Below are 13,883 nucleotides of genomic sequence, written 5' to 3'. Positions count from 1 at the left end.
AATCCTCCTAGTCATTCACTGATATACGTTCCACATTGACAGATAAATTTAACCACTCTTTGATAATGTTAGTAATGTGAGTAAGATCACCTGTTGCAAAAAATCGATGATCTGGATGTTCAGTATAACTTGCATGTTCATTACTAAATGTTAGCAATGCACTAACTTCACGAGCCGTTTCTAATCCAGACGAAATCACTGTCTTTTTACCACCAAAATAATCATAGATAGGTTTATAGAGCAATGGATAGTGGGTACATCCTAAAATGACAGTATCAGACTCACTATTACGCCAACGTTTCAGTGTTTGATGAATGACAATGCTTGTAATTGTTGGATCACTATATCTCATTTGTTCTACAAGTGGCACAAAACCTGGACAGGCAACGCCATGTACCTCTACATGTGGATTGATACGTTTAATATGCGTACGATATGCTTCAGATTTAATTGTGCCTTCCGTTCCTAGTACTAATACATTTTGATTTCTAGTAGTCATTATTGCTGTTCTAGCACCAGGTTCAATTACGCCAATCACTGGGATTGATAAGGTCTTTTGTAAATATTCTAAAGCTACAGCAGTTGCAGTATTACATGCAATCACGAGCATTTTTATATCAAATTCCATTAATTTACGAGCGATTTCAACTGTATATTGTTTTACTTGTTCTCCTGGTCTTGGCCCATATGGACATCGCCCAATATCACCTAAGTAATAAATCGTCTCATTTGGCAACTGACGCATAATTTCTTTAGCTACTGTCAAACCTCCGACACCAGAGTCTATTACACCTATTGGTTTATTCATATTCGGTCATCCTTACTTTTAATTTAATTTTTAGTTTATCATAACTAAGCATTGGATTTTAGTATTATGCACTGTGTTTACCATTTTTGTCATTATAATATAATATTTATTTTAAATCAGCCCACTATCATATTGTCATGTAATCTGCTTATTAAAAAAATCCCTTCCAAGTTATTGTGTATCTCCATTCAATTTAATTTTGAAAGGAACATAACATTTTAACTCAAAAGGGATTAATTTTTATTCTACTTCATGGTCTGAACCAAAGAATGATTTAAACATGTGGAATGTTGTTTCTCTGTTCATTGCTGCAATGGATGTTGTTAATGGAATACCTTTAGGGCAAGCATTAACACAGTTTTGTGAATTTCCACACTGCTGTAAGCCACCAGTACCCATTAATGCATTTAAACGTTCATCTTTAGTCATAGATCCTGTTGGGTGCAAATTAAACAAACGAACTTGCGAGATTGCTTGCGCACCAACGAATTTATTATTTTCAGTAACATTAGGACAAACCTCTAAACATACACCACATGTCATACATTTAGATAATTCATAAGCTGTTTGACGTTTTTTCTCTGGCATACGTGGTCCCGGACCTAAATCATACGTTCCATCAATTGGGATCCATGCTTTCATACGTTTTAAGTTATCGAACATTCTAGAACGATCAACTTGTAAGTCACGGATAACTGGGAAAGTATTCATTGGCTCTAAACGAATAGGTTGTTCTAATTGATCAACAATCGCAGAACAAGATTGTCTTGCACGACCATTGATAACCATAGAACATGCTCCACATACTTCTTCTAAGCAGTTCATATCCCAGACAACAGGTGTTGTTTTTTCACCTTTAATATTAACTGGATTACGTCTAATTTCCATTAAACAAGCAATGACGTTTAAATTTTCACGATATGGAATTTCAAATGTTTCTTCATAAGGCTTAGAATCACTTGTATCTTGTCGTTTAATAATTAATTTTACTGTTTTTTGTTTCGGTTTAGATTGTGTTTCATGTTGTGGAGTGTTTTTCACTGATTGTTCAGTCATTATTTTTTACCCCCTTTAGACTTACTTGTGTAATCACGTTTACGAGGTGGTATTAAACTCACATCGACGTCATCATAAGTAAACTGTGGTTTTTCAAATGCGCCTTGGAATGAGGCCATTGTCGTTTTTAACCACTCTTCATCATTACGCTCTGGGAATTCTGGTTTATAATGGGCACCGCGTGATTCGTTACGGTTATATGCACCAATCGTAATAACACGTGCAAGTACTAACATGTTCCATAATTGACGAGTAAAGAATACCGCTTGGTTACTCCAAGTTTGAGTATCTTCCATATCAATATCTTCATAACGTTTCATCAATTCAACAATCTTTTTATCTGTTTCTAACAGTTTTTCATTTTCACGAACAACAGTTACATTTGCTGTCATAATTTCACCAAGTTCACGGTGTAATTTATAGGCATTTTCTGTACCGCGCATAGCTAATAATTTATCAAAACGTTCTTGCTCTTCAGCTTTACGTTTTTCAAAAATACTTTCGTCCATATCAGTATATGATCGATCAATATTTGAAATATAATCAATCGCGTTTGGACCTGCTACTGTACCACCATAAATCGCTGATAACAATGAATTGGCACCTAAGCGGTTACCACCATGTTGAGAGAAGTCACATTCTCCAGCTGCAAATAACCCTTTAATATTTGTCATTTGATCATAATCTACATATAGACCACCCATTGAATAGTGAACAGCTGGGAAAATCTTCATTGGTACTTTGCGTGGGTCATCACCAGTGAATTTTTCATAAATCTCAATGATACCACCTAGTTTTACATCTAACTCATGTGGATCTTTATGTGACAAATCAAGATATACCATGTTTTCGCCATTTATACCTAATTTTTGGTTAATACATACATCGAAAATTTCACGCGTTGCGATATCACGAGGTACTAAGTTACCATAATCAGGATATTTCTCTTCTAAGAAGTACCAAGGCTTACCATCTTTATATGTCCAAATTCGTCCACCTTCACCACGTGCTGATTCACTCATTAGTCGCAGTTTATCATCACCAGGGATTGCAGTAGGATGAATTTGAATGAACTCACCATTAGCATAAATAGCGCCTTGTTGGTAAACAATGGAAGCCGCTGATCCTGTATTAATCATTGAGTTTGTTGTTTTACCGAAAATAATACCAGGGCCACCCGTTGCCATAATAACTGCATCTGAACCAAATGTTTCAATCTCAGCAGTTGTCATATTTTGTGCAACGATACCTCTTGCACTATCATCGTCACCTTTAACTATGCCAAGGAATTCCCATCCTTCATACTTCGTAACTAATCCATCTACTTCATATGCACGAACTTGTTCATCCAATGCATATAATAATTGTTGTCCAGTTGTTGCCCCTGCATATGCTGTTCTGTGGTGTAATGTACCACCGAAACGTCTAAAATCTAATAGACCTTCATTTGTTCTATTGAACATTACGCCCATACGGTCTAATAAATGAATAATTTTAGGTGCTGCCTCTGTCATCGCTTTAACAGGTGGTTGGTTTGCAAGGAAGTCGCCACCATACACTGTATCATCAAAGTGAATCCAAGGAGAATCGCCTTCCCCTTTAGTATTGACCGCACCATTAATGCCACCTTGGGCACAAACAGAGTGCGAACGCTTTACTGGTACAACTGAGAACAAATCTACATGTGCACCTTTTTCTGCCGCTTTAATTGTTGACATTAAGCCCGCTAGGCCACCTCCGACAACAATAAGATGTTTCTCTGCCATAAAAATTTCACTCCCCTAAATTTTCAATCTATATTTGTTAAATGCGATGTATTACATAAAGGCAATAATTGCAGTAACACCAATATACGAAATAACTAAAAATACGATTAATGAAACCCATGTAAATACTCGTTGTGATTTTGGAGATTGAAGTCCACCCCAAGTAACTAAGAATGACCATAAGCCATTTGCAAAGTGGAACACAACAGCAATAATACAAATAATATAAAATATTGCCCATCCAGGATGTTGCAATGTTTCGTGCATTAAATCGTAATTCACTTCTTTGCCGTAAAATGCTTTTTGTAAACGTGTTTGCCATAAATGGATACCAATAAAGATAAATGTTAAGATACCACTCACTCTTTGGAAGAAGAACATCCAGTTTCTAAAAATCGAGTAATGTCCAACATTTTCTTTTGCTGTAAATGCAATGTGTATACCAAACAAACCGTGATATAACAACGGAATGTATATAAATAAAAATTCTACAATAATTAGAAATGGTAATGATTCCATAAAGTTAGATGCCTTATTAAACGCTTCAGCACCTTGTGTTGCTTGGTGATTCACTAATAAATGAACGACCAAAAATGCACCTATTGGGATAATACCTAATAACGAGTGAATACGTCTTAGATAAAATTCATTTTTTGATTGAGCCAAAAGGAGTCCCCCCTGTGAACGAATATTTAATTTATTGAGCTATTTATATTAAACGTACGCTTAACCCCCTAAAGTGATATCGTTTCTAGCGTTGTCATTATCATTAAGCGAAACATTTTAAAGACAAATACACACTGCACGATCACCAAACTGCATGTCGAACAATGTAACATTTGGATTCGATATTTTAGATTGCTTGTGATGATAAACTTTCTCATTTAGAAAACGCTTCCACGTACATTCAAAAAAATAACTTTGTTAACCATATTGTAACATTATTTCATATATTTTGGGGCATGAGAATGATTCTCACGCCCTGCAATTTATTTATGCAATTGTTCATGTAGGTTCTTTGCAACGTTTTCAGGAATACCTATATTTTTAAAATCTTCAAGTGTAGCTTCCTTCATTTTCTTGATTGAACCGAATGAACGCAATAATAATGTTTTACGTTTGTTACCGATACCATCTATATCATCAAGTATTGATTTCAAGCCTGTCTTTTGACGTGTTTGTCTATGAAATGTGATTGCGAATCTGTGAACCTCATCTTGGATACGGTGCAACAAATAAAATGCCTGGCTATTTTTCTTCAGTGGTACAATTTCTGCACTAGCGCCATATAATAATTCAGATGTTTGGTGTTTATCATTTTTCTGCAAACCTGCAACAGGGATATCAAGACCTAATTCGTTTTGTAGCACATCAATAACCCCGTTCATATGTCCTTTACCACCATCTACTATTATTAAATCAGGTAATGGTAATCCTTCGTTTAAAACGCGAGAATATCGTCGTCTTACTACTTCTCTCATTGATTTGTAATCATCTGGACCTTTAACCGTTTTGATTTTATACTTTCTATAATTTTTCTTATCTGGTTTACCGTCGATAAATGTAACCATTGCTGACACTGGATCCACACCTTGAATATTAGAATTATCGAATGCTTCAATTCTAATTGGTGTTTGAATTCCCATTTGTGTTCCAAGTTCTTCAATGGCTTTAATCGTTCTTGACTCATCACGTGATATTAATTCAAATTTATTATTTAATGATACTTTAGCGTTATGTGCAGCTAGGTCAACCATATCTTTTTTGGGACCTCGCGCGGGTTGAACGATTTTAGTGTCCACAACAGATTGAATCATTTCTTTATCCAAATTACGTGGTACATGAACTTCCTTAGGTAAAATATGTTGGTTTAAGCTATAAAATTGTCCAATAAATGTATAAAATTCTTCTTCTTCTGTTTGCTGTAATGGAATCATCGTTGTATCTCGCTTTATCATATTACCTTGTCGTATAAAGAAAACTTGGATACACATCCATCCTTTATCAACACTATAACCAAAGACATCACGAATCGTTTTATCTGATGACATAATTTTTTGTTTGTTTGTCAGATTTTGAATATGTTGAATTAAATCTCTATATTCTTTAGCCCGTTCAAAATCAAGTGATTCACTTGCAGTTAACATTCGCTCTTCTAAACTTTTTAAAATTGTTTTGTCTTCCCCATTCAGAAAATCAGTAATTTCCTTCGTCATTTGTGCGTATTTACTCAAATCAACGTCATATACACATGGTCCTAAACATTGTCCAATATGGTAATAAAGACATAATTTATCTGGCATCTTATCACATTTGCGATATGGATATATTCTGTCTAATAACTTTTTAGTTTCTTGAGCAGAATATGCATTCGGATACGGTCCGAAATATTTGCCAGTACCTTGTTTTACAGTTCTCGTCACTTGTAGTCTAGGATATTTTTCCTTCGTAATTTTAATAAATGGATAACTTTTATCATCCTTTAATAATATATTATATCTTGGTTGATATTGTTTTATCAGATTCAATTCCAGTAAAAGTGACTCTGTTTCACTTGACGTGACAATAAACTCAAAACGACGTATTTCACCAACCAGTCTCGTTGTTTTAGCATCATGAGCACCCGTAAAATATGATCTCAATCGATTTCTTAGCTTTTTAGCTTTGCCAACATATATCACTTGATCATTACGATCTTTCATTAAATAGCAGCCTGGTTCCATAGGTACGACATTTAATTTATTTTTAATTCGTTGCTTATAGTCTTCCAATAATATCCCCCCTTCTAATTTTAAAATGAATGATGCTACAAAAGTGCTTCAAATTTATCATCACTAATTCTAGCTCATAATCAACATCTTCGAGTATGACTTTTCATGCACATCATGTAATATTGAACATTGTTTTATCAAACCAACTGCTACATATCTATCAGCATGCTTGATTAACATTTAACGTTCATAGATTTTATTAATCCCACCATTCTCAAGTCGTAAACAATATGATGACTTATCATTCAACTTTTTATATTAAGAACACAAACAAAAACTGGAGCAATTCATTAAAGAAATGCCCCAGTCGTCATTGGTTGTAACTTATAAATGTTTATCTAAAACTTCAGCTAAGTTTTCTTTTGGTTGGAAACCAACAACTTTATCAACTGGTTGACCGTCTTTAAAGACGATTAATGTTGGAATACTCATCACTTCATATTTAGCTGCAGTTGATGGATTTTCATCAACATCTAATTTTAAAATGTCAGCTTTACCTTCATAGTCAGCTGCTAATTCTTCTAATACCGGAGCGATCATTTTACATGGACCACACCATGTTGCCCAAAAATCTACTAATTGTACACCAGATTCTACTTTTGAGTCGAAATCTGCATCTGTTACTTTTACGATTGCCATAAATGCCAATCCTCCTTAATTATTATTATGATGTTCAAATTATATCAGATAACATGCTTCATGTATTTCTATTTGCTCAATTTTTATGCTTATTTCAAATAACATGTTTGAAATGTATTCTTGTTGCTTTACATTATTTTAACTGCAGCTATTTAATTTATCAAATTATAATTTATTTTAGTGTTGCAACGGTAACGCCAAATCCACCTTCGCTTGGCATACCACCTCTAAAGTCACTAACACTTTTATGCTTTTTCAAATGTTGTTGTACACCTTTTTGAAGTGCACCTGTACCTTTACCATGAATGATATAAACTTGTTCGTAATTACTTAAAACAGCTTGATCTAAATATTGATCTAGTTCAATTAAAGCATCCTCATAACGATAGCCTCGTAAGTCTAGTTCAGTTTTAATTGTTTGACGATTTTGACGTGTAACCATTTTCGTTGGCTTAACTTTTTCTTTTTGTTTTTTCTCTAAATCTTCAATAGGTAACTTCATTTTAATAATTCCCATTTGAACAATTGCTTCTTCATCATTGACAATTTCTAAAACTTCACCCTTTTGACCGTAAGATAATACTTTTACTTCATCACCAGCAACAATTTTATCGTATTTTTGCTTTTGTACATTTTGCTTTATAGATTTCGCTTCATAATGATCATCTAATCGTTTCTTCTTATCAATCAATTCATGTTCTTTAACATCTGCACCTTTTTGTTCACGCAATTGTCTTAAGTCTTTAATAATATCGTCAGCTTCTTTTGTTGCAGCTTTAATCTTCTGATTTGCTTTTTCTTTCGCTTCCTCTATTAGAGACTTTTCATAATTTTGGAATTGTTGATACTGCTTAGATAAATCATCATGCACTTGCTCCGCTTCTTTTACAAGACGGTCCAGTTCTAACCTCTGTGTCTCTACACGTTTGTAATTATGCTCTAATGATTCAATCATTTCATTTATTTCTTTTTCATCAGTACCAATCATCGTCTTAGCCTTATTAATAATATTCAAACTAAGACCTAACTTTTTAGAAATATCAAAAGCATTTGAACGACCCGGCACACCCATTAACAACTTATACGTTGGACTCAAAGTATCTACATCAAATTCTACACTCGCATTCATAACGCCTTCTCGATTATAACTATATGCTTTAAGTTCAGGATAGTGCGTCGTTGCCATTACTAGAGAACCAATTTTTCTAACATGATCTAAAATGCTCATTGCTAATGCAGCACCTTCACTTGGATCTGTACCTGCACCTAATTCATCAAATAAAACTAAACTATGTTTGTCTGCATGCTTTAAAATTTCAACTATATTCGTCATATGAGATGAAAAAGTTGATAATGATTGTTCTATTGATTGTTCATCTCCGATATCGCAATATACATTTTTAAATACACTTAACTGACTACCATCAAGTGTGGGAATTAACAATCCTGATTGAGCCATAACAATAATTAAACCTAATGTTTTTAATGTTACAGTTTTACCACCTGTATTCGGTCCTGTAATAATTACCGTTTCAATATCTTCCATAAATTCGATGGTATTAGCTACAACAGTCTCACGATTTAATAATGGATGGTATGCTTTAGGTAAATATACAGTACGGTCCTCTTTAAATATCGGCTTTGTTCCTTTAATACTTCTACTATATCTCGCTTTTGCGATTAAAAAATCTAACTGCCCCATGACTTGTTCTGCCACAAGTAGTGCATCTTTGTCCGCAGCCACATAACCAGTTAGTTGCGTTAAAATGCGTTCTTTTTCAATTGCTTCATCATGACGTAATCGACTAATTTGATTATTCATTTCAACAACTGATGATGGCTCAATATACAATGTTTGTCCTGAAGCAGATTGATCATGTACAATCCCATTAAAATCTTGTCGATATTCAGCTTTGACTGGTATAACGTTTCTTTCATTCCTAACTGTTACAATAGCATCTGATAATTTTTTCTGATTTGCTTGGCTTTTAACAATACGGTCCAAATTTTGTCTAATACGTTGATTCGTGCTAGAAATTTTACTTCTAATCCCTTGCAATTCATAACTCGCATTATCATATAAATCATACGTATCGCATGTTTCATTTATTTGTTGAAAAAGATCAGTTAACACAGGTAATTGATTCATCTTGTCATCTAATATTGGGTATTTAACACCTTCATCTTCTTCAACCAATTGATTATAAAATGTCTTGAATTGATTTTGTACTTGAATTAATCTTTTTATCAAGTTAAGCTCTGATACATTTAAAACGCCGCCAATATCAGCGCGATGAATGAATGCTGATACTTTAGATAAGCCACTCAAGCTTGGTAAACGATGCTTATTATAAATTTGAGCAATCTCATCCGTTTCTTCCATTTGAAAAACAACCGTTTCAAAATTAGTAGCTGGCATCATTTGATTGACCTTTTCCAAGCCTAAGTCACTAATAGTTTCATTGGCAACGAGTGATTTTATTTTTTCAAATTCTAAGACGTCTAATGTTTTTTGTCTCATAAAATCCCTCTATTTCTTAAGTTTTGTATTATTTTCAATAAAGTCTTTAAAAGCTTCACGCGATAATGCGTTAATCACTCTATCTTTTGTTACAAATCCTTTTTGCGCAGTTGCTACGCCATAATTCATAAAATCTAAATGATTTGTATGATGCGCATCAGTGTTAATAGTTAATTTCACATTTGGATATTTACGAACGATATCAGCGTTCAGATCCAGTCGATGTGGATTGGCATTAATTTCTAATACTGTATTCGTTTCTTCAGCTAATGCCATTAATTGTTCAATATTCGGTTTATAACCATCTCTTCTACCTATAATACGCCCTGTTGGATGCGCTATATGTCGCACGTATGGATTGCGACATGCATTAGCTAATCGTTCCATAATTTGTTCTTCTGATTGGTTAAAGCTTTGATGAATAGCTCCAATTACATAATCAAGTTGTGCTAAAATTTCATCATCATAATCCAGCGAGCCATCAGGTAATATATCCATTTCTGTACCTGAATAAATATCAATTTCACTATATTCTTTATCTAAAGCCTTAATTTCTTCGTTTTGTCTTAAAAGTCTTTCTACTTGTAAGCCATTAGCAACACGTAAACTTTGTGAATGATCAGTAATTACCATGAATTTATAACCTTTTGCGATATTTGCTTCTACCATGTCTCGAATAGAAAACGCACCATCACTATACGTTGTATGCATATGAATATCACCATTAATATCATCTATTGTAATGATATTACTTAGATCTTTATCAAATTCGCTACCATCTTCTCGCATAGCAGGTGGTATAAAATTCACATTAAAATGTTCATATATCTTGGCTTCACTATCATATTGAATTAATGTACCATCAGCTTGTTCAATTCCATATTCACTTACTTTTTCATCACGTGCTTTAGCAAGTTGTCGAATTCTTATATTATGTTCTTTTGACCCAGTAAAATGCTGCAATGTATGATAAAAAGCACTTGGTTCAATTAATCGAAAATCGACACCAATCGTTTCATCATCATACGCTAATTCTAATGAAACTTTTGTGTTCCCCACTGCAACTTCTTTTACTTTATTGGGAATATTTAATAATTGCTGCTGCACTGCTTTTGGGTTATCGGTACTTATTATGAAATCTAAATCTTTGCTCATTTCTTTAAAACGACGGAAGCTTCCTGCAGATGAATATTGATCGATATAATTTAATGTATCTATATAATCAATGATTTCTTGATTAAGTCTTCTCATTTGATCAATTGGATATCTATCTTTCTTAGCACCAAGTTGTTTCACAGCTTCTAATATGTTTTGTTCCGTTTTCTTAGCAAATCCGCTTAATTCACTAACTTTTCCATTTTCACAAGCAACTTGAAGTGACGCTTTATCAACAATATTCAACTCTTTATATAGCTTAGCAATTTTCTTGCTTCCAAGTCCTTGAATTTTCAAAAGTGGAATAAGACCTTCCGGAACTTCTTCCTGTAATTGCTGTAAATACTGAGATTCACCGGTCTCACGGTAATCATTGATTACTTCTGCAACACCTTTACCAATGCCTTTTAACTCCGTTACATCAGATATTTCATCTAATGGTCGTTCATCTAATTCAAGACTTTGAGCTGCTTTTCGATACGCTGATATTTTAAAAGTATTTTCCCCTTTTAATTCCATATAAGTAGCAATTTGTTCTAATAGTTTGATAACATCTTTTTTTGTCATAATAACACTCCATAAAAAGAAGACCAGGACGTATCATTAATATATACCTTTGTCCTGACCTCTTATGATAATTTATAAATTAATGGTGAAAGCCGATAAATATGGGATGTGAAAAATCAATGAATGACTCACAATAGATATTTTAAGCTGATGTTGTAATGCTTCGTTAGGATATAATGCCAATAGATATAACGTAAAGTGTAAGACAATTATCGTCATAAACACACCAACTATCATTCCCATTGCACGACTGAAAATATGAATGTTTTGATACGCTATTATTTTATCAAAAGTTACGATAATTAGATATAAAATGAACTTACAAAACAATGTAATCATTAAAAAAGCTACAATCGCTTCAAATCGATTTTGTAGATGATTAAAATGAAACGCAAAAGTTGTATTAAATGCTGTTGTTTTAGGATATGGAATAAATACAATTAATCTTTCTACAATAGATTTGTAAAATTGACTGGCAATCCACAATGATACAATCGTTGCACTCAAATGTATCATAGATAACCAAAAACCTCGTCTGAATCCAACGATGACAAAATACACAAAGAAAATGATTATGATAAAATCAATGACCATTTATTGCTCACGCTGCTGCAATTTGTGAATTTGTTGTTTCAAACGTCGATTTTCTTCTTCTAGTAGTACTTTTTCATGCATAATATTCACAGCAGTTAGTATTGCTTTTCTTGAAGTATCTAAACCTGCTGCTTTATACCCTAATTCTTTTATTTTATCATCAACTAAATGTGCTACATATCGTATGTGCTCTGGGTTATCTTCCCCAACAATTGTAAAAAGCTGATCATTAATTGATACATTTACCTTGTTTTTAAACTGTGTCATTTATAATTTCTCCTGATCCTTTTTTTAAAATCTAAATTCACGTTATAAAATATGACTGGATAGTTTGTCTGAATTTGATACTAATATTGTTATATTGCAATTATGATAAAACAACAACACAATCTCTATAGATGACTTAATGTTCTTTTTATAATGAAATAATGTAAAGAATTTTCTATTCAATACTTTATCATGTTTAAATTGTGTCACTATAACATTTTCATAAACATTATACATGACCACTATGTATTTTGTAAGTATCCGCAATTAATTCTTTACAACATACATAAATGTTTCTGACGTTATTATCATTTATGATATGATTATTTTTGCTAATGATAATGAAATTATATGAAAGGATTTACACAAATGGCGAATATCGTTTTTAAATTGTCGGATAAAGACATAACGACATTAATGTCACGCATTACTTTTGATACTGAGAATTTACCTCAAGGTATGAAAGCACGTGCAAAGTATCAAAATACAACTGTAAATATTTACCAATCAGGTAAAGTCATGTTTCAAGGTAATCATGCAGAAGCTGTGTCTAAAGAACTTCTACCGCAGCATTCTCAATTGAATACTAATAAAACTAAAAAGAAAAATATGGCTAATTCTTTTCTTGAACAAACTTTAATGTATGATCAATTTAACTGTATTGGTAGTGATGAAGCTGGAAGTGGCGATTACTTTGGTCCATTGACTGTATGTGCTGCTTTCGTTACCAAAGAGCATGTCCCTATTTTAAAAACTTTGGGTGTAGATGATTCAAAAAAATTAACCGATACCAAAATTGTAGAACTTGCTGAGCAATTGGTTACTTTCATCCCACATTCATTATTAACACTACACAATGAAAAATATAATATTCAGCAAGCAAAAGGCTGGACTCAAGTAAAAATGAAAGCTGTTCTTCATAATGAAGCCATCAAAAATGTACTTGAAAAAATTGATTCGTCTCAATTAGACTATATCGTCATTGATCAGTTCGCAAAACGCGAAGTGTATAACCATTACGCATTATCCGATATACCACTTCCAAAGAAAACAAAATTTGAAACAAAAGGAGAATCGAAGTCATTAGCCATTGCAGTGGCAAGCATAATTTCTCGATACGCATTTGTTACATATATGGATCAAATATCAAAAAATATTAATATGACGATTCCTAAAGGTGCCGGTGCTAAAGTCGATGTAATCGCCGCCAAAATTATAAAAAAATACGGTCTTTCACGTTTAGATACCATTTCAAAAAAGCATTTTAAAAATCGTGAAAAAGCCCAAAAAATTTTAAAGCCTCTTTGATTTTTAATCATTAGAGGCTTTTATGCAGTTGTGCGAAGCATCAACTGTAATCCGCTGTGCCTCTTTGATTTTTAATCATTAGAGGCTTTTATGCAGTTGTGCGAAGCATCAACTGTAATCCGCTGTGCCTCTTTGATTTTTAATCATTATAAATTGGATCCTAATAGGAAATCCTATTAGGTAAGTCATACTAATTTGCTTTGCTCATAAGTATGACTTTATATGCAGTGATGCGAAGCATCATCTGTATTCCGCTGTTCCTCTTTGATTTTTAATCAAGATAAATTGAATCCTAATAGGTGATCCTATTAGGTAAGTCATACTAATTTGCTTTGCTCATAAGTATGACTTTATATGCAGTTGTGCAAAGCATCATCTGTATTCCGCTGTTCCTCTTTGACTTTTTAAATGAATTGGAACCTAATAGGTGA

The 13,883-nt window shown here is 33.2% G+C and carries 10 protein-coding genes and 2 pseudogenes; 2 read left to right on the top strand and 10 right to left on the bottom strand.

Annotated features, from left to right (window positions below; genetic code table 11):
- Positions 1 to 7: 7 nt before the first annotated feature.
- The 5 genes from racE to uvrC form a co-directional block, all read right to left on the bottom strand.
- Positions 8 to 808, bottom strand: a complete 801-nt coding sequence (racE, locus tag JQN76_RS09355) for a glutamate racemase (protein WP_001836983.1) — start codon at positions 806 to 808, stop codon at positions 8 to 10.
- 240 nt (positions 809 to 1,048) lie between these two features.
- On the bottom strand, positions 1,049 to 1,864 hold the full coding sequence (gene sdhB / locus JQN76_RS09350; protein WP_000139712.1) for a succinate dehydrogenase iron-sulfur subunit: 816 nt from the start codon (positions 1,862 to 1,864) through the stop codon (positions 1,049 to 1,051).
- Positions 1,864 to 3,630 carry a succinate dehydrogenase flavoprotein subunit gene (gene sdhA, locus JQN76_RS09345; RefSeq protein ID WP_000818278.1) on the bottom strand — a complete coding sequence of 589 codons (1,767 nt, stop codon included), beginning with the start codon at positions 3,628 to 3,630 and terminating at the stop codon, positions 1,864 to 1,866. The genes sdhB and sdhA overlap by 1 nt, the downstream gene beginning before the upstream one ends.
- 51 nt (positions 3,631 to 3,681) lie before the next feature.
- On the bottom strand, positions 3,682 to 4,296 hold the full coding sequence (locus JQN76_RS09340; protein WP_000079317.1) for a succinate dehydrogenase cytochrome b558 subunit: 615 nt from the start codon (positions 4,294 to 4,296) through the stop codon (positions 3,682 to 3,684).
- 323 nt (positions 4,297 to 4,619) lie between these two features.
- Positions 4,620 to 6,401: an excinuclease ABC subunit UvrC gene (uvrC, locus tag JQN76_RS09335; protein WP_000390538.1), complete on the bottom strand. Its 1,782-nt coding sequence runs from the start codon at positions 6,399 to 6,401 to the stop codon at positions 4,620 to 4,622.
- Positions 6,402 to 6,590: 189 nt separating this feature from the next.
- Between uvrC and JQN76_RS09330 the strand changes: the two are divergent.
- Positions 6,591 to 6,663, top strand: a pseudogene (locus JQN76_RS09330) (hypothetical protein).
- Between the two features lie 62 nt (positions 6,664 to 6,725).
- Here JQN76_RS09330 and trxA read toward each other — a convergent pair.
- From trxA to zapA, 5 genes and pseudogenes are all read right to left on the bottom strand, one after another.
- The gene (trxA, locus tag JQN76_RS09325) at positions 6,726 to 7,040 is read right to left on the bottom strand and encodes a thioredoxin (RefSeq protein WP_001018928.1); all 315 of its coding nucleotides are present in this window, start codon (positions 7,038 to 7,040) and stop codon (positions 6,726 to 6,728) included.
- Positions 7,041 to 7,212: 172 nt separating this feature from the next.
- Positions 7,213 to 9,561 (bottom strand): endonuclease MutS2, encoded by a 2,349-nt coding sequence (locus JQN76_RS09320; protein WP_001249281.1) that lies wholly within the window; start codon positions 9,559 to 9,561, stop codon positions 7,213 to 7,215.
- Between the two features lie 9 nt (positions 9,562 to 9,570).
- Entirely contained in the window at positions 9,571 to 11,283 is a 1,713-nt protein-coding gene (polX, locus tag JQN76_RS09315) for a DNA polymerase/3'-5' exonuclease PolX (protein ID WP_000161941.1), read from the bottom strand.
- A 72-nt stretch (positions 11,284 to 11,355) separates the two neighbouring features.
- Positions 11,356 to 11,877, bottom strand: a complete 522-nt coding sequence (locus JQN76_RS09310; protein WP_000234068.1) for a CvpA family protein — start codon at positions 11,875 to 11,877, stop codon at positions 11,356 to 11,358.
- A 7-nt stretch (positions 11,878 to 11,884) separates the two neighbouring features.
- Positions 11,885 to 12,144 (bottom strand): annotated as a pseudogene (zapA, locus tag JQN76_RS09305) (cell division protein ZapA).
- Positions 12,145 to 12,513: 369 nt separating this feature from the next.
- Here zapA and rnhC point away from each other — a divergent pair.
- A complete protein-coding gene (rnhC, locus tag JQN76_RS09300) occupies positions 12,514 to 13,452 on the top strand; it encodes a ribonuclease HIII (protein ID WP_001284281.1) in 939 nt (312 codons plus the stop codon).
- Positions 13,453 to 13,883: the final 431 nt, after the last annotated feature.

This window comes from Staphylococcus sp. SM3655 (genome assembly GCF_016917315.1).
GTDB lineage: Bacteria > Bacillota > Bacilli > Staphylococcales > Staphylococcaceae > Staphylococcus > Staphylococcus aureus.
The sequence above is the reverse complement of the archived record's forward strand: the minus strand, read 5'-3'. Positions and strand labels throughout refer to the sequence as shown.